This is a genomic window from Desulfobacterium sp. N47 (assembly GCF_051233685.1).
Taxonomy (GTDB): Bacteria; Desulfobacterota; Desulfobacteria; order Desulfobacterales; family RPRI01; genus RPRI01.
On sequence record NZ_JBAMMY010000209.1, the window covers coordinates 1 to 22,203 of the forward strand.

Here is a 22,203-nt window from a genome sequence, read left to right on the forward strand (position 1 = left end):
TCATATTATCATCCTTTCTTGAATTGGTGAATTTAAGAAGATAATAGAGCATTCTCTTTATTAAATCAATATGTTATTTGGTATTTCAACTGCTTTTTATAAAAATAATCGGATCAATGCGAGACTTTTGAAATTACCTCACATATATGCGATACCCAGGGAAAGTGGTATCAGATCATGAGCGAACTGGAAGGCGTGCCCTACAATGCTTTGGATTTTATGCCGTATGAATGGGAATGCGAACACGAAAGCAAAGAGAGTAAAAATCTTAAGCATCAATATCTGAAAGACCAGATGCTGGATATAATTGAATGGATGGAAAAAATAACCGGAAAAAAATATGACGATGAAAAATTTATTAACGCTCTTAACTGCGAATGTGAATCAGCAAGCCTGTGGGCACACTGCTGCATGGTAAACCGCAGCATTCCTGCTGTGATGGACGAGAAGATGATGCATTCTCTTTATGTTACAGCTGTCCTTATGAGGCACGAAAAAGCCTCTGTGGATTTTTACAAGGAATTGTTAGATGAGTTAAAAGACAGGGCAGACAGAGGAATAGCTGCGATTGAAAATGAACGGTTAAGATTGTTACTGGATGGTCTGCCGCCCTGGCACTCTCTTGAAATTTATCGTTATATTGAGGAATTCGGTGGTGTGAGCATAGGATCACACTTTTCGTTCGGTGTATCAGGAGGATGGGCTTACGACAGCGAACAGGATACGCGGGTCCCGGCAAAGACACCGAAAGAAGCCGGCATCAAATTAAACACAAGAGAAGAAGCTTGCTCCTGGTATGCAAAGTGGTTACTGGAAACCAATACGGTATTAAGATCACTGAAGTTCTCCGGAAAGGGCAAGAATAAGCATATTCTGGATCTGGTAAAAAAATGGAACGTTGACGGAGTTCTTATTCATCTGAACCGTGGATGTGAAGGAACAGCTTCCGGACAGATGAAAATAAGATATTTCTTAGCTGAAAACGACATCCCGGTAATCACATTTGAAGGTAATCATGCCGATATAAGAGAGTTTGATCTGCCCAGGGTAAAAGCAACAATAAACACATTCATGGAAACACTTGATCTAAAAAAACTTTAGAAATAGCGGGTTACCCCTATAAAAGCGCCAAGGGCGTTAACGCCTACGTTCCGCTCACTACCGCCTCCATTGGAAATATGGTGAAACATGAGTTCACCATCCAGTGACCATTTCTTTTCAAACAGGTAGCGCCCCCCACACTGATCTGGGGGGTATATTCTGTAGCCTGACCAATAAGATCCTGTGAATGATCCTTATATGCATCGTTATAAACTATCCCGGCTCCTGCCTGAATATAAGGGAAGAAATTTTTTGTGCCATATGGAAGATTGTATCTGAACAGACAGGTTACACCACTGATTATATTGCCTGCACCCTTAAATATAAAAGAATTTGTAAACTCAAAGATGAAATCCATATTTCCTTCCAGACTGAGCTTTTGCACTGTAAGCTCCGGATTCAACCCCCAGATAAAGCGAAAGTTTGTCATAGCGTAATTTATTTCAGCTCTGGCGCTTCTTTTGTACACCGGAGAATATAAAGCTCCCGCAATGGTCTGAAATGAAAATTCATCTTTTGCAATTAAACCGAAAAAAACGGTTGGATTCGGGTTATCTTCTCCGCCGGTTTTTCCATCGGACAGGGCAAAACCATGCAAAGGCAGAAAGAGTAAAACTATGGTACTTATCAGTATCGATATAAATATTTTTTTCATGACCTTCTCTCTGGTTTTAAGTATAGTTAAGTAATACTTCAGCACTATTGTTATGATATGTCTTTCAAAGCATCAGCTAATATAGGAGAATAAATCTTTATATGTCAACATTGTTATTCCATTAATAATGATAAAATTGTAATATGCTGATTTAGTTGAATTTTTTATGGAATAAAAACTCATATTTCCTTTCCTCTTAGATATCCTTCATGAACAGCATCATAAATCCTTCCCGGACTAACACTGTCTCCTATCTCATATACTTCTTCGGCAAGACCTTCCAAAGACTTATAAATGCTGTGATCGCTTATGAACCCCGTACCCACAATTACCGTATCGGCCTCCAGAAATTTTTCATTGCCTTCCTTGTTTTTGATTATAACCCCATTATTTCTTATTTCAGCCGGCCACCATTTAAGATATATTGTAACATCATATTTGGGCAATTCATCCAGCATTGTATATTTGTTGAAAATGGATTCGTCGGGAAGAAGCGCAGAACGAACCACCATGTCAACCTGCTTTCCTTCTTTAGCCAGACAATATGCCGTTTCCCAACTGACCCATCTTCCACCTATAATGACTATTACTTCTCCAACTTTAGCTTCTTTGTTCAATACATCAATGGCATAAACAACGTTATTGCTTTCTATCCCGGAAATATCCGGCACAAATGGTTTTGCACCTGTTGCTACTATAATCACATCCGGTTTCATCTTTTTTACCATATCCGCTGTTACTTCTACTCCTCTTTGAATGTTTACAACGGCATTTTCCAACTGCCGCTCCATCCAGTCGGCATATTTTCCGATCCGGTATTTATAGTCAGGAACAGCGGCAGTTCTTAAGAGACCTCCCAAAACCGGATTCTTATCAATCAATGTTACTTTATGTCCACGAATACCCGCTATCCTGGCTGCCTCCATACCGGCAGGTCCTCCACCTATAAGCAAAACCGATTTAATAGGTTCAAAAAGTTTTTCATATTTTTTGTTCATATGGCTATTCTCCTGTTTTTAATTATAAACTTTTTACAGATAAACAGCATTAAATACAAATTTGGATATATCTATGAAGCAATTACAATTGGTTATGGCGATTATAATAAATCTGTTCCGTGAATATTTTTGTAATATTTTTCAGATATTTTTATTTTGATAAGAAATCTTTGAAGGATGTTCAATTTTGCTCAGGTTCAAATAAAGTTATAAATCAACTTAATAACAGATTCAGTAATCGCGAAAAAAGAGCGTTATGCAAAGATCCCGACAATTATGCTTAAACCGTATCGTTTATCGGAGCAAATAACTTTCTGATATTAATATAATAAGTTATAATGTTTATAATATTACCTTAGCACTTCAGGAATGATTTGACTTTAACCGTTTATTTTAAACATGGATTTTCTTGAAAACACCTTGTCGCTGTTTGATTTTATTTAATAGTTTACCATCAAAACAGGATTCATCAACTTCTATTTCATCTTTAAAATAAGACTATATTAAATAACTATTTCTTGATGCCATTTTTAAAAAGATAAAGTTTTATGAGATGCTTGATTTTGGCACAGTACACGGTTCACTCATGCATTGGTTTACTTCAATTGTGATATGAGACAAATGGCTAATATTTTTTAATAAATGCTTATAATGTTCCACCGGTTTAGGAAAATGTGTAACCAGTGAAATTATTACTGCATAATCACTAGGACCGACTTTCCATAAATGAAGGTCTGATATGCGATTATCGGAATCTGACTCAACATTTGCTTTGATTTCGGATTTGTACTTTTCTTCAATATTTTCATCCAACAGAATAGGACTGGTTTCTTTGAGTAAACTATAAGACCAGCGTGTTATGACTAAAGCGCCGATTATGCCCATTATCGGATCAAGCCGGTTCCAACCGAACATTTTTCCGGAAAGAAGTGCGATAATTGCAAATACCGAAGTTAAAGCATCGGCTAATACATGAAAATATGCGGCTTTCAGATTATGATCTTGTTTATGGTGATGATCATGTTGATTTGCATGAACATGATCATGCTTTCCCTGCAAAATAAAGGCGCATATCAAATTAACAAACAATCCAAGCGTTGCCACACCAATTGCCTGATTAAAATGGATTTGCTGCGGATTTATTATACGCTGTATTGATTCGACAGACATCACCAAAGCAACCACTGCCAAGGCTATAGCACTTGCGAATCCGCCAAGTACGCTTACCTTACCGGTACCAAAAGTAAACATAGGATTATTTTCATGTTTTCCGGCGTATTTATAAGCAAATATTGCAATCAGAAAAGCTGCAACATGTGTACCCATATGCCATCCGTCAGCCAGCAAGGCCATAGAACCAAATACTATGCCTGCAATTACTTCTATAACCATTGTAACGGCAGTCATGATTAAAACCTGTGTTGTGCGCCGTTCACCTTTTTTATGTATGACTGCGAAATCATGGTTATGCTGCCAGGTTTCAAGAGTATGTATGTGCATTTAATTTATCCTTTATGTTGTTACACATAAGCTTATCTGCAGGATGGTAATGTTAAAAAAATGCTAAGACGCAATTTGCAAGTTACTTCTGATACAATGATGTTCATTAACGACATAATCGTCAAGAAATATTTTTTCATATGCCATGAAATACAAAACCCGTTATTGTATTGATACCAATAACGGGTTTTGTATATTTGAAAATATTTTATTAAAAACTATTATGCAGCTTTGGAAAGCTTTATTGCACAGACTTTATATTCCGGAATCTTTGATACAGGATCAAGAGCAGCATTTGTAAGTTTGTTTGCTGCAGACTTGGCAAAATGGAACGGGATAAAAACCGTTCCATCAACAGCAGTTGAAGATATTTTAATCTTTGCTGTAATATCTCCTCTTCTTGATATGATTTTTGCCAATGATCCGTCTTCAAAACCGAATTTCTTAGCATCTGATGGTGAAATTTCAACAAAATTTTCCGGAGCCCTTTCATTTATTCCATCCGATTTCATCGTCATGGTTCCGGTATGATATTGATGAATTACACGGCCTGTTGTAAGATAAAGAGGATATTCCTGATCGGTCTGCTCTGCCGGAGGCAGATATTCAATCGCATGAAAAACGCCTTTTCCTATAGGAAATGCCTGCGTGTGCAAGATAGGCGTACCCGGATGATCTGCGTTCGGACAGGGCCAATGAATTCCGACCTGGTCTATCCGGTCATAAGTTATTCCGGCATACGAAGGAGTTACCTGACAAATCTCTTCCATTATAGCTTCGCTGCTTTCATATGTCATCGGATATCCCATACGGTTTGCAATTTCACAGACTATTTTCCAGTCTTCTTTTGCTTGTCCGGGCGGATCAACCGCTTTTCGCACCCGCTGAACTCTGCGCTCAGTGTTTGAAAATGTTCCTTCCTTTTCGGCAAAACAGGCGGAAGGAAGAACAACGTTGGCAAGCTTGGCTGTATCTGTCATGAAAATATCCTGCACAACAAGAAAATCTAGATTCTTTATACATTTTTCAGCATGATTGATATCAGGATCAGAAATAAGCGGATTTTCACCAACTATATAAAGCGCTCTTAAGCTTTTGTCATGGGCCTTTGGAATCATTTCAGTAGCCTTTAAGCCCGGTTTATCAGAAAGCCCTGAAACTCCCCAGGCCTTTTCCATTTTTTCTCTTAAAGCCGGATCAATAACTTTCTGATAGCCGGAGAAAACATCGGGAAGTCCTCCCATATCACAGGCACCCTGAACATTATTTTGACCGCGTAAAGGATTTACACCTCCTCCCCTGATTCCGAGATTGCCGCAAAGCATGGAAAGGTTAGCCAAAGACTTCACATTATCGGTTCCGGTTGTATGCTGGGTAATACCCATACAGTAAACAATCGCGCCTGCTTTTGCTCCGGCATACAGCCTTGCTGCATCGATAAGACTTTGCGCCGGTATACCCGTTATTGACTCAACATATTGAGGAGTATATTTCTCCACAGCCTTCTTTAAATCTTCAAAACCGGTTGTACGGTTTTCCACAAAATTTTTATCATAAAGTTCTTCCTTGATAATAATGTGCATCATCCCGTTAATCCAGGCAACATCCGTCCCAAGATTCGGACGGAGCCAGTTTCTTGAAAATAAAGTCATATTGATATGTCTTGGATCTACAACGATCAGTTTTGTCCCTTTAAATTTGATCGCCCTTTTAATGTATGAGGATATAACCGGATGGTTTTCGGTAGTATTTGATCCTGTAAGCAAAATCACATCCGCTTCGTCAAGATCACCTATAGTATTTGTCATTGCTCCGCTTCCGAATGCTGCGGCCAGACCGGCCACTGTAGAGGAATGTCAGAGACGCGCACAATGATCGACATTGTTGGTTTTAAATACGGCCCTTGCCAGCTTCTGGACAAGATAATTATCTTCATTTGTGATCCTTGCAGAAGTGAGAGCCGCCAATGTATCAGCACCGTATTCATCTCTTATTGCAGCAAAACTGCTTGCAACAAGATCCAGGGCTTCTTCCCAGCTTGCTTCCTTAAAGCTGCCATCATCCTGTTTTATCAAAGGAGTGCTCAAACGATCGGGGCTATTGATAAAATCAAAGGCAAACCTACCTTTTACACAAAGATGCCCAAAATTTGGTGCAACTCCGGCAACGCCTGCAACATTTATTACTTCACCTCCGGATACTCCAAGCATAATCTGGCATCCAACTCCGCAATAAGTACAGGTTGTCCTGATTTTTTTCATCTCAAAGGGACCCTGTTTGCCTTTTATCTTCTCCTGAAGAGCGCCTGTGGGGCAGTTTCCGACACACAAACCACAGTCCACGCACTTATCATTAATGTTTGGTGCATATTGGGGCGGGCCAATACGGTTTTCATCGGAAACCTCATCTACTTTTATGGCATACTGAATCTGATAATTATCGCATCCCACGGCGCATCTGCGGCATACGATACACTTGTTCGGATCCACAGTTATGAAAGGATGAGAGTTTTCTATTTTATATTTCGGACTTTTCCAGAAATTCAGTTTGCTTGCATCAACATCATAAATTGTGGCATATTTTCTAAGCTGGCAGTTAAAACTGTCCAGACAGCCGCAGGAAAGGCATCTTTCGGCTTCGGCTTTGGCCTGTTGTTCGGTCAGTGGAAGCTCTGCTTCTTCAAAACTCTTACAGCGCTCGGCAACTGAAAGAAGCGGCGTAGAGGTACGTGGTTTGCTGATAAGACCTTCAAAATTGACCGGATCGACTTCTTTTAATTTTCCTTTTGTTATATTGAAGGGTTTCGCTTCCTGTATAACAACTCCATCAGTCAGATACTGGTTTATAGATAAGGCTGCCCCACGTCCATCTGCGCTTGCCTGAATAACTGTTCTTGGGCCTCTTAAAAGATCCCCACCAATAAAAAGGTAAGGAAGAATAGATTGCAAGGTGTTTAAATCTGTTTCAGGAATTCCTTTTTTTGTAAAAGCTGTTTTATTAAGCTCGGAATCATCTTTTAGAAAAGCCACATCAGAAAACTGCCCGATGGATACAATAGCCTGATCAGCTTCAATAATTGTTTCAGAATCCTTGATAGGAACAGGACTTGGACGTCCGCTGCTGTCAGCAGCTTTCAATTCATTCTTAAGATATTCCACTCCTGAGAACTTTCCGTCTTTTGAAATAATTCTTGTAGGAGTAGCCAAAATATGAATTTTTATACCTTCTTGTTCAGCATCATGAATCTCCTGCGGATTAGCCGGCATTTCAGCTTTGGTCCGCCGATAAAGCATAATAACTTCCTTTGCGCCCATGCGAAGGCAGCTGCGGGCTGCATCCATGCCTGTATTTCCGTTACCAATTACTATCACCTTTTTTCCAACAGGAGGTGGATTTCCGGAAGCATTTCTTATAAGAAATTCAATTGCTGACATAACTCCAGGCAGATCTTCACCTGGTATTCCCAGTTTATATGAATTCCAGGCACCAATTGCCAAATAAATTGCATCAAATCCCTCATTTTTAATTGAAGCCAGGGAAAAGTCTTTACCAAATTTCTTGTTTGTAAATACCTGTACTCCAAGATCAAGAATTTCTTTAATTTCCTGATCAAGTACTGCCTTTGGAAGACGATATTCAGGTATTCCATATCGTAACATGCCACCAAGTTTAGGCATTGCATCATATATTGTTACAGCGTGACCTTTAAGACGCAGATAATATGCAGCAGCAAGCCCGGAAGGTCCGCCTCCTATTATAGCAACTCTTTTACCTGTATCAGCAGGTGCCGGAGGAGTTGAACTAATTCCGCGTTCGGCAGCATAATCTGCAACATATCTCTTTAAATCCTTAATATTAATTGCTTCTTCAACACGGGTGCGACGGCATTCATTTTCGCAGGGATGCGGACATACTCTTCCAAGAGTTGCCGCAAAAGGAGTTTTTTCTTTAATAAGTTTAAGGGCATCGATATAATTGCCTCTTTCAATATGAGCTACATATCCCTGAATATCGAGTTTTCCAGGGCAAGCCATATGGCATGGGGCAACACAATCTCCATAATGCTGTTCAAGAAGTAAAGAAAGTATGTTTTTACGAAATTCCCTGATGTTTGAAGTATCAGTTTGAACTTCCATCCCTTCAGCAACCTTATAAGTGCAAGATGTCACCGGCCTTGGCTCTCCCTTTACTTCAACCACACATATTCTACAAGATTCTTCCGGTTTTAAAAGAGGATGATGACAAAGAGTTGGTATAAAAATCCCTTCCTGAGCAGCGGCCTGCAGGAGGGTGTTTTCGGATTCCGTGGTAACAGTTTTACCATTAATAGTAAGAGACACTTTAGACATACTTTACTCCGCTATCGGTATTATTATTTTATTGTTTGAAGTTTCCTGCATCAATAAAGCAGGCAATACATCTGCTGTTTGAGAGCTTTTGTTTTTTATGATTAATTGAAGCTATATATGTCAATATTTGGTCAAACAAGTCAAGAAAAAATAAGCTTATTATTGTAAAAATATTGAATTTATCTAATATGTTACATATGTCATAAATGTCATATGATAATTATTTGTTTAATCAAATCAATATTACAAATACTTATTTATTTATATCAACAATTCAAAAGGTAATTCCTTGAAATAAGGTATGTAAATCTATCATATCGGATAAATAATAAAATTCTTCCTGTGAATTATCAGAATATAATTAATTCTGTATTTTGCAGAATTCGATAAATACATTATAAAAGATATAGGAAGTAATTATGGCTATTTTTTTAACTATTTATTGAAGACAGACAGGGCACAACAAAATTGGATAAAAACATTTCCTTCAACAGTCGTTTTGTATGTTTTTATTATTTGGAAGATATTAAAGCAGAATTTTTATTTTAAATCTCAGTTACTTTTATAGCAAGAAAATCGCAAGCTTGAACACAGCTTTCACAGCCTATACAATCATCCGGCCTCACTGGAGAGGCTTTACCATTTTTAAGCTGCAATACATCTACCGGACAGACCTCTATACATTCCCCATCCCCTACACAATTATCCGGGTCAACAACGACTTTAAACATATCTTTTCTCTTTTCCGTATCAAACTTAATTACCACCATTTTAATATTGGCAGTATTAATAAATTATTTTTTAAATTTACAAACTCCCAATGCGCAGTTTTTCTCTTTAATATGCGTTTCAAATTCTTCTCTAAAATTTGATATTATAGCCAGAATTATTTTAGATACTTTTCCTGCAAAAGCACAATATGCAGCCTGATCAGTTAAACGAATCATTGTCTGCATCTGCTCAACAGCATTTGCCGGAGAATTACCACTAACAACTCCGGAAATTAGTTCTATGAGTCGTTGTATACCCAAACGGCATGGGACACATTTTCCACAAGACTCATTAGCATGAAACTTAATCAGATAATCTGCAAGCTGAACCATACAAACATTTGACTCCATAGTCATTATACATCCGCTTACTTTATCCCAGATCAAATCCCCTCTTAAAGTCTGTAGTGAATTAAGATATAATATAGGAAATAATATTTTATTATTTCCTATTGTTTCTTTAATAATTAAAGATACATGATTGTCCTTTATTTTATGATAAAAAAGACCCAGATGTGGCAGACTGATATATGGACCATTATTACATTTACCGCTACAACCGAATTTTGCAGGTTCGATAATCACAGGAATATTAAGTCTCTTGGATTCTGCAATAAGTCCTTTATAAATAATTTCACCGCTACAGGCATTAGATGTCTTCCCAACTCCACACACAGTTATCCTTGGTGGATTACCTGAGACACGAAGCATATCTTTTGTCTGACAGGTTTCAATGCAATTTGTAGATACTTCCGACATTTATCTTTACTCCATTTACAATTTTATCGTTTCACAGGCAGTACGTGCAAATTCAATGAACTTAGCCGGGATAACACCTAAAATTATGATAGCGATAATTAATCCGTAATTTAATAATCTATTCGAAAAACTTACTGGCACTGAAGGCAATCCATCCGGATCCTGTCCATATGCAGAACGAACAATATTCAGATAATAAAAAATAGATATAGCAGTATTAACAGCAGCTATAATTATTAATGCAAGATGTCCTTCTTTTAAAGCAGCAATAAAAAGAAAAAATTTACCTGTAAATCCAGCTGTAGGTGGAATACCGGCAAGTCCAAAAAAACCAACTGCAAGAGTAAAAGCCAGCAAAGGTGAACGTTTATGAAGTCCTGCAATATCACTTATTGTAACATTTTTACCTTCTTCAGATACAGTCGAAATAACGAGAAAACATGCAAGGTTCATCAACATATAAGCAGTTATATGAAAGATTACTGCTGAATATCCATTTATATTTAGAGTTAAAATACCAAGAAGTATATATCCCGCATGGGCAATACTGGAATAAGCAAGCAGCCTTTTTAGGTCCTTTTGAACAAGTGCCGCAATGTTTCCAAAAGTCATTGAAACAGCAGAAATAAAAACTAATACCTGAATAAGATCAACAGATCCGGCAGGCGCAAGGCTTACAATCCTTATAAGCAAAGCTGCTGCTGCAATCTTTGGCATAGTTGCAATAAATGAAACGGTTTCATTAGCCGTACCTTCATATATATCCGGAGTCCAGAAATGAAATGGAACAACTGAAAGCTTGTAGAAAAAACCGCAAAGGATTAAAAGAATACCAACTATTCCTACCGGTTGCCCAATCAATTCCGGCATTTTTTTCATAATTTCAGAAATATATGTAGACTGAGTTAGGCCAAATATATAACTCATTCCAAAAAGCATAATACCTGTGGCTGCGGCACCAAAAATAATATATTTAACAGCAGCTTCAATTCTTCCATGACTAATATCCTTGCTAATAGGTATCAGTATATAAAGTGAGTATGAAGACAATTCCATGGATATAAGAATTGTAATCAGCTCAACACTGCTTACCATAAGCATCAGTCCCAAGGCACTTACACAAAGAAACATAAAAAACTCAGGCTGAAGTCTCTCTTCAATACTCTTATTTTTTCTGCAAAGTACTACTATCATGAAGAGACCAATACTTAGAAGAAGCTTAAATGTCTGTGAAAACAGATCAACCCTATAAGCCTGGCAGAAGAGATCTCCCGTCATATTTAAGGTATAAAGATTAATGAATACTCCGATGCCGGTTAGAAATACAGCTATACCCTGATTCAATTGAGCAGATGATTTCCATAAAGATTGGCAGAAAAAAGCCAGTGCCATCAAGAGCAGATAGGTTTCCGGCAGAAATAATACAACATCCATTATTATTTATTCCTCAGAATCATTGAATTTGATAACTTAATAAGTCTCATTATATTTATTTTATATGAGTTTATTATAATAAATGATTAAATTATTAAAACAATCAGGCAAAATACTACTTAACTAAAGTAATTGCGCCAGCATTTTGCAACTGTTCCATAAGATGACCAACACTTGCATGCATAACATTTAAAAATGGACCGGGAGAAAAACCAATCCATAAAACAAATATAACAAGAGGCGTTAAATAAATAACCTCTCTTATATTCATATCTGTAAAATGTCCCTTTACTTTTTTACCCCATGATATTCTTTGAAGTAAATGCAACATATATGCTGCAGCCAAAACAACTCCAGGTATGCTCAAAGCGCCTATCAATTTATGATCAGTAAATACACCAAGTAAAATCAACAACTCACCTACAAAGCTGTTAGTACCTGGAAAAGCCATTGAAGAAAGACAGAAAAAGCCAAAGAATCCAATATAAATCGGCATTATCTTGGCAATACCGGAGTTATCCGCAATAAGTCGGCTATGACTTCTCTCATAAATTATTCCAACACATAAAAAGAGAGCACCTGTTGTTATTCCATGGTTTATCATCTGCAATATAGCCCCTTCGAGACCATATTTGTTAAATAAAAATATCCCAAGAGTAACAAACCCCATATGCGCAACGCTTGAATAAGCGATCAGCTTTTTCATATCACTTTGTCCAAGAGCAACGTATCCCCCGTATACAATGGAGCAAATAGATATGATAAGAATATATGGAGCAAAATAAATACTTGCATTTGGTGTTATAGGTAGACAAAACCTTAAAAATCCGTAAGTTCCCATCTTCAGTAAAACACTGGCAAGTAAAACACTTCCTGCTGTTGGAGCTTGAACATGTGCTGCTGGCAACCATGTATGAAACGGAGCCATTGGCACTTTAATGGCAAAAGCGATGCCGAAAGCAAGAAAAACCCAAAACTGAAAATTAAATGAATATGTATGAGTCATTAATTCCGGAATGCTGAAAGTTCCTACTTTAAGATACAGTGCTATCATTGCAACTAAAAGGAAAACACTACCAACCATAGTATATATAAAGAACTTAATAGAAGCGTAAACTTTTTCAGGACCACCCCAGACAGCAATTAGCAAATACATTGGTATCAGCATTGCTTCCCAGAAAATATAAAACAATACAAAATCAAGTGATGAAAAAATACCGACGCATGCACTTCCCATCAAAAGAAGACAGAAATGAAATTCTTTGACTCTTTTATCTATGTATTTCCATGAAGCCAAAACACATATTGGAATAAGAAACGTACTCAAAAGCACCAGAAGCAAACTTATACCATCAATTCCTAAAGTATAATTTATATTATATGATGGAATCCATGCAAAGTGCTCTCCAAATTGATAATTTGTAGTGCTATGATCAAAATTGAAATATAATGGAAGTGAAAGCGCAAAAACCGCCAGACTTACAAGTAAAGTCCAAATTCTTGCAACAGTCTCATTCCGGATCATAAATAAAACAAAAGCTCCGGCCAGGGGCGTAAATATTAAAACGCTCAAAATGGGATAATTAAGCTGATTGGGAATTAAAAAATCCATTTATAATTATTTTCCTGAAGTAATTAAACCTGAAGGCTTCGTAATCCCGCCCGAGGCGGTTATCATTTATAACTTCAAATAAATTCATCCGGTTTAATATAAATTAAAAAAACCAGTGAACACCGACAATAACAAAAATTATTAAAATAGCCATGGCAAGATAGTTCTGGAGATTTCCTGTCTGAGCCCTGCGTGCTTTATCCCCTATCCATCTCGTTCCATATGCCACATTATCAACAACACCATCGATAGCCCATTTATCAAACCATGCAAAAAATCTTGCTACAGACATCATCAATATTTTAATACCAAAACTTTTATACACATTGCCCCAAGCAACATCAATAGACTGAATTATCTTTTGATCAAACCACATAAAACCATTTAATAAATTGCGATAGAACCAGTCAAAATCCAGATTGATTTTGGCTTCAGGCTGTAATCTTTTAAGCAATAAGAAAAATCCAAGTCCCGTAAATAATAAGAGCTGCATAGTTTCCGAAAGATGCGGCATATTATATGGATGAAATTCAGCCGCTGCTTCTTTGTAAGGCAGCAAATCATATAAAACTTTTGGATATACTCCAATTAAGAAACATAAAAAAGATGTGATTCCCATGGCCCACAACATGTTTTTAGGCGGTTCTTTTGGCTTAATTCCACAATCTTTTCCAAAAAATGCAAAATAGGCCAGTTTCAAACCTACCGACAGGAATGTACCTACAGAGGCCAGCAAGAGAAGCAACATCAATATCGGACGGTGATGCTCACCTGCGGCTGCAACTATCATAGATTTACTTACAAATCCGCTAAACAGTGGAAAGCCTGAGATAGAAATACCGCCTATTATATAAAATATCATTGTCAAAGGCATATACTTGTAAATACCGCCCAATTTATTCAGTTTTGAAGTTCCGGTCATCATCAAAACAGAACCTGCTCCCATAAAAAGCAGCGCCTTATACAGAATATGAGCATAAGCATGTGCGCAAGCGCCATTAAGCGCAAGCTCCGTCCCTATTCCGACACCAGCAACCATGTAACCGACCTGACTTATAATATGGTAAGCAAGAATACGGCGCATGTCATTTTCGATGGTAGCGTAACATACTCCATAGATTGTCATTACAGTTCCCATAATAGCCAGAACTTCAAAACCCGGAAATGCACGGGCAAGAACATAAACCGCTGTCTTAGTGGTAAAAGCACACATAAAAACAGCGCCTGTAACTGTTGCTTCAGGATATGCATCCGGAAGCCAAGCATGCAACGGAAATACAGCAGCATTTAGTGCAAATCCTGCAAGAATCAAATATTCGGCAACTCCGGCATTGTCCGGCAGAAGCTTCTCAAATGCTATACTTCCAGAACTTTTATAGTGCAGGAAAATACCTCCAAGCAAAAGAAGACCACCAAAGATATGCATAAGAAGATATCGCTGACCAGCTTTTAATGAGGCGGGTTCCCTTCTGAACCATATTAAAAAGGTAGAAGCCAATGCCATCATTTCCCAGAAGATAAAAACAGTAAGGTAATCTCCGGCAAAAACAACACCTAAAGAACCTCCTACATAGAAATATGAAGCTATATGCTGTGCATCTTCATCAACATGAAGGCCGAAAAGCACGCCGATAATAGACATAAGTGTAAATACATGAGCAAAAACAATGCTCAAGCTATCTACACGCCCTAATATTATATCAAATTCCAAATATTTAAAATGGGCATAAACCCCGGTCTCCATTGTAAGCACTGTATAAAAAGCAAGAAGCGGCATTATAAGAAGATAGATCTTTTTAAATTTGCCCGGGATCAACGGAATAAACAATGCGCCAAAAATAAAGAATATCGCCGGATGGATGAAGTTATTCATAGTAACCCTCTTTTCTCATCAGCACAGTATGCGACAACCCCTTCATTATCCGGATAAGAAGGATGCAGCATATCAGACCAAAAGCGGACCAGAAGCACGGAATCGTTTCTGCCCAGATAAAAAGCTTATCGGCAAAAGAATGAATCTCTCCATGCTCAGCATGATGTGCAGCAAAAACTTTAATATAAACATCGAACGCAAGAGCCCCTGCTATACATATCCACATAACAATTTTTACTGTTTTCAAATTATCTCTTAAATATTGTATTGGTTCAGCAAAATTCATGATGTAAAAACCGCCTTTAGTGTATTCATTAAATAATCCGGATCTACCGACTTTACTATATTCATGAAATAATCCGGATAGAGGCCCATAAGCACGGATGCCGTGGCTGTAAGAAGCAACGGGATAACCATATATGCCGGTGCTTCATGAAGTCCACTGTGTTTAGCTCCCGGATCACCTTCCCTGGGTTTACCAAATATCGTTTTTAAAATCACTGGGAAAAAATAACCTGTGTTTAAGATTGTGCTGGCAAGCAAGACTACTAAAAGAATTTTATTATTTGCCTGCATAGTTCCAATTGCCAGATACCATTTAGTAACAAATCCGCAAACAAGAGGAACCCCTATCATGCTCAATGCTGCTATACTGAATGCTGCTATAGTAAAAGGCATCTGTTTTGCAATACCACCCATTTCGCTGATTTTTTTAGTATGAAGTGAAACATAAATTGAACCGGCACACATAAAGAGTGTTATTTTTGAAAAAGCATGGTTTGCAATATGAATCAGCCCACCGGTAACACCACTTGGCGTAAGAAGTGCGACACCAAGTATAACATATGAAAGCTGACTTACTGTTGAATATGCCAGCCTTGCTTTCAGATCGTCTTTAGTAAGCGCTATTACCGAAGCCATCAAAATTGTAAAAGCAGCCACATAAGCGGTTGGAATTCCCAAATTCAATGAATTCATCAGTTCCACACCAAAAACAGAAAGCATAACCCTGCTCGTGCAGAAAACTCCTGCTTTAACAACAGCCACTGCATGAAGAAGAGCGCTTACAGGAGTAGGTGCAACCATCGCCGATGGCAACCAGTTGTGAAATGGCATCATGGCTGCTTTTGCAAAACCGGCAAGATAAAGAACATAAGTAATCTTTACCAGAAGTGGGTTTGCTGTGGCAGGAAATATGCCATGCAAAATACCTGATGGAGCAAAATCAAGAGTACCGGCCAGTATATAGGTCATAATAATTGCAGGCAGGAAAAATGATTTTGCAGTGCCTGTAAGATAGACCATGTATTTCCTGGCACCCTCATATGATTCCTCATCCTGATGATGGGCAACAAGCGGATATGTAAAGATGGTGATAAGCTCATAAAACAGGTACAACGTAAAAAGGTTCCCTGAAAAAGCAACACCAACAGCTCCTACAATTGCTACAGCAAAACAGAAATAATACCGGGTTTGCGCATGTTCCTTTAAGGAACGCATATAGCCGATATTATAAAATGTAACCAATATCCAGAGAAAGGAAGCTATTGTTCCGAAAATAAGCCCGAGAGCATCAACCCTGAATTTGAGTGAAATGCCCGGCAATATGACAAAAGGGGTATATTCAAGCGCTTTACCCGACAGAATAAGGGGTGTCATGGAAAGTATAGTAAGAAAAGTAGCTACTGCACCTAAAACAGACCAGGTCTCTCTAAGATTAGGTTTTTTAGGAGTAGCCATAATAAGCAGCGAAGCAAAAGAAGCGATCAGGACTGCAACAACCGGCTTTATAGTGATAATGGTTTCCATTTGGCTTTAAGTATCTAACCTTTCAGTTCGCTGACACTATCAGCATTAATCGTTTTAAAATTACGATAGACGGTAATAATAATACTGAGAGCTACAGCAGCTTCAGCAGCCGCAACACCCATAATAAACAAAGCAAATATCTGACCTGTTGCAGGCTCTTTTGACAAAAACATATTAAAAGCCATGAAATTTATGGCAGCGCCATTAAGAACCAGTTCGGTAGAAATCAGCATACCTATGAGACTGTTATGCTGTAATATCCCGAATATTCCGATACAAAACAACAAGGCGCCCAGAATTAAATATGTTGTAAGACATTCCATGTGTTAATTCCTTTTCCGGACAAAACTAGCAACCATAATAGAACCTATAATTGCAATTGCCAAAAGAAGAGAGATCAATTCGAAAACAAGAAAATAACGGGTCAGCAGCAGCTGTCCCAGGGTTTTGATCGACCAGTCACGGGTTGCATCAGCTATTGGTTCAATCTTAAGACTCAGAATCATCTTCACCATGACTATGAAAACTATTGAACTAACAGCTGTTGCAGTTATAACTTTGAGTTTATTTCTTCTAGGCAGTTCTTTTTCAAGCGGAGGCGAAAGCATAATAGCAAATATATAAGTCATACATATCGCACCGACATATATAAGCAACTGCATCATTGCAACAAATTGACTGCCTAAATAAAGATAAACTCCTGTTATTCCGAACATGGCAAGAGCAAGACCCAAAATATTATGTACAATTTTTTTCGGTATTACCGCTAAAAATGCACCTGCAAGCGTGAAAACAATCATCAGCACGAAAGCAGCCTGCGCCACCATCAGCGGCGGTATCAGATCTGATATTGTGGTAGTCATTTTCTTTCCTCTAGCCTTTGCATAATATCCATTACTCCGTCCCAGCGTGAATAAAAGGCCAATTCATACTCATCGGAAAATTTAAGAGTTTTTTCAGGACAAACATCCACACATAAACCGCAAAGGCTGCACTTTGTAAAATCAATAAAGTATTGTTTACCGTATTTTCTGTCACCGGCCTTTGTCTTTTCTCCCTGTACCTTAATTACATGAGAAGGACAGGTACGCGCGCATAATCCACAGGCAACGCAATGATGGCTCTTTGTGTCATCAAATAAAATAGCTTCGATATGTCCCCTGAAGTGTGGAGTCATAATCGGCTTCTGACGAGGATACTGAACTGTAACTATAGGCCGGAACATATGTTTGAAAGTTATCCCCATACCTATAATGAGGCTCTTTGATCCTGTAAATATCTCCTTAACGTACTGTTTGAAGCCATACGAGGTATTCATTAAAGCACCTTAATAACAACAGCTGTTACCAAAAGGTTTAAGAGTGCAATCGGAATAAGTACTTTCCATGCAAAATTCATAAGCTGATCAAAACGAAGCCTTGGGAAAGTCCATCTTATCCAGACGGTAACGAAAACAAGAAAGTAAGCCTTTAGCACGAACCAGCCTAATCCGGAGAAAAATGGACCGTGCCAACCGCCAAAAAACAGGACTACGGCCATAGATGAGGCTATGAACATGGCTGTATATTCCGCCATAAAAAACAGGGCGTCTCTCATTCCGGTATATTCAGTATGAAATCCCGAAACAAGCTCGGACTCGGCCTCTACAAGGTCAAAAGGAGCCCGGTTCGTTTCTGCCGTCGAACAGATAATAAAAATTATAGCGGCAACCGGTTGCAGAATAAAATTCCAAACAGGAGATTGATCCGCAACAATTTTACTCATCTTAAAGGAATTGCTCATAAGAATAACCGGCATCGTTGCAAGCAGAAGAGGTATTTCATAAGCTATGCTCTGAGCAACAGCCCGTATAGCACCAATCAGAGAATATTTATTATTTGAAGCCCATCCGCCCATCATTATAGATAAACCTGAAATACTGGAAAAAGCAAAAATCAACAAAATACCTACATTTAGCTCTCTGATCTGCATAACCGGGCTGAAAGGAATTACAACAAAACAAACAATAGCCGGAATTACAACGATACAAGGAGCCATCCAGAAAAGAGGTTTATCTGCAAGATCAGGTGTTATCATTTCCTTGCACATCAATTTTACAGCATCGATCAGACTCTGTAGTATTCCATGCGGGCCTACTTCCATAGGTCCCGGGCGAAGTTGTATATGCCCCGCAACCTTACGTTCAACCCATACAAGAAAAGCGGAATTTAAAGGTACAAATATTAAAACCAGCAGGAGACCTACAACGCCCACCAGCAAATCCGGGCCTAAAAATCCATAAATATCTTTAATAATAGGAAGTTGTGTCATATTCACCGGTCAATCTCCGGAACCGTTACATCGATACTGCCAAAGATAGCGACAAGATCGGCAACAAAATGTCCAGGAATAATCTTACTCATAACAAATAAATTGGAAAAAGAAGGCGCGCGCACTTTAAGTCTATATGGAATACGCGTACCATCACTGACTATATAATAACCCACTGCGCCACGGGCACTCTCAAAAGAATAATAACAGTCCCCGGACGGTGGTGTAATAAAACGTGGAACATCGGCACGAATAGGGCCGTCTGGCAGATTGTTTATAGCCTGCTCAATAATTCTTAAGCTTTGCTCAATTTCGGCTAACCGTACCAGATATCGGGCCATACAATCTCCCTCTTCTTTGGTCGGAATCTCAAAATTGAAATCCTCATACGAAGAATAAGGTTCGCTTTTGCGAACGTCATAGTTTACCCCGGAACCGCGTAATGTCGGTCCGGTAACCCCGTAATCCAGCGCTACATCTTTACTGATAACCCCGACTCCGACAGTACGTTTAATAAAAATTATATTTCCGGTTATCAAATCATTGTAGAGTTTAAATCGCCCTCTCATTCGATCTATAAACCGTTTCGCACTATCACAAAAAGCCTGGTCTATATCAACACGAACCCCACCAAAGCGGCTGTAATTATAGGTAAGGCGCGACCCGGAAATCGTTTCCAGAAGATCAAGTATTATTTCACGATCATCCCAGCCGTAAAGAAATGGCGTATATGCACCAAGTCCCATAACAAAATCCATGACACCAAGCAAATGGCTGGCTACACGATTAAGTTCGGAAGTAATAACCCTGATATACTGCGCTCTCTTTGGCACTTCAATGCCGCAAAGCTTTTCAACAGCTTCACAATATCCTGTATTAAAAATCATACCAGAAAGATAATCCATCCGTGCAGAATTTGGATAAAACTGTTCATAAATGCGGTTCTCGGCCATTTTCTCATGGCCCCTATGCGTATAACCTATAAGCATTTCAGCTTTGACCACCACTTCTCCGTCAAGGGTAAGCAAAAAGTGCAACACCCCGTGAGTACTCGGATGCTGAGGGCCTAAATTGAGCTGATATAGCCGCTCATTAATATTTATGTCGTCTATAGTTTTGATGGTCAACATAGCATATCATCTATTTCTTCGGTTATAGTAGTCTTGCCGAAGTTCTTTAATAATGGAAAATAATCTGCATCATCGGGGTTGAGTATACGTCTTAAATCCGGGTGCTCTTTAAATTGGATTCCGAAAAAGTCATAAACCTCCCGTTCCAGCCAAATGGCCTCTGAATAAACAGCCGAAATGGTAAACGGCGGTTCATCCTTGGGCACACGTATCCGCACCATTACGCGGATATTATCCTGATTATAACTATAATAAAGGTAAACGATCTCAAACGAATCTATAAAATCAACCGCTGTAACGGTTTCCAAGTTGAATCGCCTGCTCCTCATTTCCTTAGCTACCCTGCGCATACCGACCTTGCTTGAACTGAACTCCAGGTGATAGCCTGTACGGGCATAATCACTCTGGCTGATCTTTGCTTCAGGCACGGATTTCGCCAGATTATTTTTTAGCTCTTCCAGCAGCTTTTTCTGCCCTTCGGTTAGCATCCATTGTTCCTTTACTAATCAAGGTTTGTAATTTAAGAAGTCCCTGAATAAAAGCTTCCGGACGTGGTGGACATCCGGGAATATAAATATCAACGGGAATAATCTTATCTGTTCCGTTAACTATTGCATACTGACCATCATAAGCAAATGGCCCGCCGGAAATGGCACAATTGCCCATTGCCATTACCCATTTGGGTCCCGGCATCTGATCATACAGAGTCCTTATGGTAGGAACAAGTTTCTTTGATATTGTTCCTGCAACAACCATAACATCCGACTGGCGCGGGCTTGCTCTGAAAATTGTCCCGAATCTATCAAGATCGAATCGTGCCATACCTGCGGCCATCATCTCAATAGCACAGCATGCAATCCCAAAAGTAATGGGCCAGAGAGAATTTACTCTTGCCAGATTCAATAAATTCTGAACAGGAGCAAATCCCAGTACTGCCGGTGCTCCATCTATCGCCATAGTAGGTTCACAATATGGGCTTTTCTTTATCTCCATTCAAAAACTCCTTTACGCCAGGCATAAACAATCGCCAGAGAAATGATAAAGAGGAAGATAAAGAGTTCAACCAGTTCGATATAACCGGTTCCTTTCTGATAAGTCAGAAGCACCGGAAAAAGGTAAAGTACGTCCACATCAAATGCTAAAAAAATCAGGGCAAAAAGATAATAGGACGCTCCGAACTGAATCCAGGCGGTTCTGATTGGGGCAACACCACTTTCATAGGTTTCCCCTCTCCTTTTTCCACGATAGTTTGGACCTATCAGGGAATTCAATATAACCATCACAACTGATAGCCCGATGGCGACTATAAAGAAAATAAAAACAAAGAAAAAATCATATAGGCCGGCTTGTAGCATCTGAGAAAACACAGCTTATAACTCCCATACCTTCACATAAAAAATTTCATGACTCAACGTAATTGTTTCGGTTCTCATAGCTTTTTGGAGCAACGATTGTCAAGTAAAAAAATAAAAAAATCTTTGCCTCAAAAGATAAATTATTTCCAAATGCGGTTACTACGAAATCATATTCTGATTGCATCGACATACTCATAGCTAAAAACTGCGGGGAAAAATCCGAACAAGAAAACAACTCTAATAAAAAATCTTAAAAAGGTATCCTTTTGGATACTATACAGGGCAATTTTTGTTTGGTAAGTATGACTTTGTCAAACAGCAAGGCTGAAACAAAAATAAATCTTATTTTTTAAGTTAATCTGTAGGTTATTTGTAGGTTGTAAAATGTTAAATACCTTGCTTCTAAATATCTTGAGAGTCCAAAGTTTAAAGCCATCAAGCTGCCAGCGGTATCCGGTCCGGTGGCAGCTTTTTGCTCTTTGACATAATTATTGGATATATCGCACAGTTGTTGAAAAAACGAAAATTAAAGTAGTACTCTTCTTGGA

General features: G+C 38.6%; 21 protein-coding genes and 1 pseudogene. 1 reads left to right on the forward strand and 21 read right to left on the reverse strand.

Going from position 1 to position 22,203, the window contains the following annotated elements; genetic code table 11:
• The first annotated feature begins 144 nt into the window (after positions 1-144).
• Positions 145-1,101 carry a 2-hydroxyacyl-CoA dehydratase subunit D gene (locus VXK47_RS13755; protein ID WP_435549380.1) on the forward strand — a complete coding sequence of 319 codons (957 nt, stop codon included), beginning with the start codon at positions 145-147 and terminating at the stop codon, positions 1,099-1,101.
• Here the strand turns inward: VXK47_RS13755 and VXK47_RS13760 are convergent.
• From VXK47_RS13760 to VXK47_RS13860, 21 genes and pseudogenes are all read right to left on the reverse strand, one after another.
• The gene (locus VXK47_RS13760; RefSeq protein ID WP_435549361.1) at positions 1,098-1,190 is read right to left on the reverse strand and encodes a hypothetical protein; all 93 of its coding nucleotides are present in this window, start codon (positions 1,188-1,190) and stop codon (positions 1,098-1,100) included. The two genes, VXK47_RS13755 and VXK47_RS13760, sit on opposite strands and share 4 nt — an antisense overlap.
• Positions 1,145-1,756: a hypothetical protein gene (locus VXK47_RS13765; RefSeq protein WP_435549362.1), complete on the reverse strand. Its 612-nt coding sequence runs from the start codon at positions 1,754-1,756 to the stop codon at positions 1,145-1,147. Before VXK47_RS13765 ends, VXK47_RS13760 begins: the two co-directional genes overlap by 46 nt.
• A 179-nt stretch (positions 1,757-1,935) precedes the next feature.
• Entirely contained in the window at positions 1,936-2,754 is an 819-nt protein-coding gene (locus VXK47_RS13770) for an FAD-dependent oxidoreductase (protein ID WP_435549363.1), read from the reverse strand.
• A 546-nt stretch (positions 2,755-3,300) separates the two neighbouring features.
• Positions 3,301-4,254, reverse strand: coding sequence for a CDF family Co(II)/Ni(II) efflux transporter DmeF (dmeF, locus tag VXK47_RS13775; protein WP_435549364.1), 954 nt, complete (start codon positions 4,252-4,254; stop codon positions 3,301-3,303).
• A gap of 221 nt (positions 4,255-4,475) precedes the next feature.
• Positions 4,476-6,515, reverse strand: coding sequence for a formate dehydrogenase subunit alpha (fdhF, locus tag VXK47_RS13780; RefSeq protein ID WP_435549381.1), 2,040 nt, complete (start codon positions 6,513-6,515; stop codon positions 4,476-4,478).
• A 36-nt stretch (positions 6,516-6,551) separates the two neighbouring features.
• Positions 6,552-8,603 (reverse strand): annotated as a pseudogene (locus VXK47_RS13785) (FAD-dependent oxidoreductase); the annotation flags it as partial.
• A gap of 545 nt (positions 8,604-9,148) precedes the next feature.
• Positions 9,149-9,373 (reverse strand): 4Fe-4S dicluster domain-containing protein, encoded by a 225-nt coding sequence (locus VXK47_RS13790; protein WP_435549365.1) that lies wholly within the window; start codon positions 9,371-9,373, stop codon positions 9,149-9,151.
• A 24-nt stretch (positions 9,374-9,397) separates the two neighbouring features.
• Entirely contained in the window at positions 9,398-10,132 is a 735-nt protein-coding gene (locus VXK47_RS13795) for an NADH-ubiquinone oxidoreductase-F iron-sulfur binding region domain-containing protein (RefSeq protein WP_435549366.1), read from the reverse strand.
• A 15-nt stretch (positions 10,133-10,147) separates the two neighbouring features.
• Positions 10,148-11,566 (reverse strand): NADH-quinone oxidoreductase subunit N, encoded by a 1,419-nt coding sequence (locus VXK47_RS13800; protein ID WP_435549367.1) that lies wholly within the window; start codon positions 11,564-11,566, stop codon positions 10,148-10,150.
• A gap of 115 nt (positions 11,567-11,681) precedes the next feature.
• The gene (locus VXK47_RS13805; protein ID WP_435549368.1) at positions 11,682-13,178 is read right to left on the reverse strand and encodes a complex I subunit 4 family protein; all 1,497 of its coding nucleotides are present in this window, start codon (positions 13,176-13,178) and stop codon (positions 11,682-11,684) included.
• 103 nt (positions 13,179-13,281) lie between these two features.
• Positions 13,282-15,051 carry a monovalent cation/H+ antiporter subunit D gene (locus VXK47_RS13810; protein WP_435549369.1) on the reverse strand — a complete coding sequence of 590 codons (1,770 nt, stop codon included), beginning with the start codon at positions 15,049-15,051 and terminating at the stop codon, positions 13,282-13,284.
• Positions 15,044-15,337, reverse strand: coding sequence for a hypothetical protein (locus tag VXK47_RS13815; RefSeq protein WP_435549370.1), 294 nt, complete (start codon positions 15,335-15,337; stop codon positions 15,044-15,046). Before VXK47_RS13815 ends, VXK47_RS13810 begins: the two co-directional genes overlap by 8 nt.
• Positions 15,334-16,860, reverse strand: a complete 1,527-nt coding sequence (locus tag VXK47_RS13820; protein ID WP_435549371.1) for a monovalent cation/H+ antiporter subunit D family protein — start codon at positions 16,858-16,860, stop codon at positions 15,334-15,336. Before VXK47_RS13820 ends, VXK47_RS13815 begins: the two co-directional genes overlap by 4 nt.
• A gap of 14 nt (positions 16,861-16,874) precedes the next feature.
• Positions 16,875-17,183 (reverse strand): NADH-quinone oxidoreductase subunit NuoK, encoded by a 309-nt coding sequence (nuoK, locus tag VXK47_RS13825; protein WP_435549372.1) that lies wholly within the window; start codon positions 17,181-17,183, stop codon positions 16,875-16,877.
• Positions 17,184-17,186: 3 nt separating this feature from the next.
• Positions 17,187-17,723 (reverse strand): NADH-quinone oxidoreductase subunit J family protein, encoded by a 537-nt coding sequence (locus tag VXK47_RS13830; RefSeq protein ID WP_435549373.1) that lies wholly within the window; start codon positions 17,721-17,723, stop codon positions 17,187-17,189.
• A complete protein-coding gene (locus VXK47_RS13835; RefSeq protein ID WP_435549374.1) occupies positions 17,720-18,178 on the reverse strand; it encodes a NuoI/complex I 23 kDa subunit family protein in 459 nt (152 codons plus the stop codon). Before VXK47_RS13835 ends, VXK47_RS13830 begins: the two co-directional genes overlap by 4 nt.
• Positions 18,178-19,170 carry an NADH-quinone oxidoreductase subunit NuoH gene (nuoH, locus tag VXK47_RS13840; RefSeq protein WP_435549375.1) on the reverse strand — a complete coding sequence of 331 codons (993 nt, stop codon included), beginning with the start codon at positions 19,168-19,170 and terminating at the stop codon, positions 18,178-18,180. Before nuoH ends, VXK47_RS13835 begins: the two co-directional genes overlap by 1 nt.
• A gap of 2 nt (positions 19,171-19,172) precedes the next feature.
• A complete protein-coding gene (locus VXK47_RS13845; protein WP_435549376.1) occupies positions 19,173-20,300 on the reverse strand; it encodes an NADH-quinone oxidoreductase subunit D in 1,128 nt (375 codons plus the stop codon).
• Entirely contained in the window at positions 20,294-20,788 is a 495-nt protein-coding gene (locus VXK47_RS13850) for an NADH-quinone oxidoreductase subunit C (protein WP_435549377.1), read from the reverse strand. The genes VXK47_RS13845 and VXK47_RS13850 overlap by 7 nt, the downstream gene beginning before the upstream one ends.
• Positions 20,742-21,293, reverse strand: a complete 552-nt coding sequence (locus VXK47_RS13855; protein WP_435549378.1) for an NADH-quinone oxidoreductase subunit B — start codon at positions 21,291-21,293, stop codon at positions 20,742-20,744. The genes VXK47_RS13850 and VXK47_RS13855 overlap by 47 nt, the downstream gene beginning before the upstream one ends.
• Complete coding sequence (locus VXK47_RS13860) at positions 21,284-21,580, reverse strand: NADH-quinone oxidoreductase subunit A (RefSeq protein ID WP_435549379.1); 297 nt, start codon at positions 21,578-21,580, stop codon at positions 21,284-21,286. The genes VXK47_RS13855 and VXK47_RS13860 overlap by 10 nt, the downstream gene beginning before the upstream one ends.
• Positions 21,581-22,203: the final 623 nt, after the last annotated feature.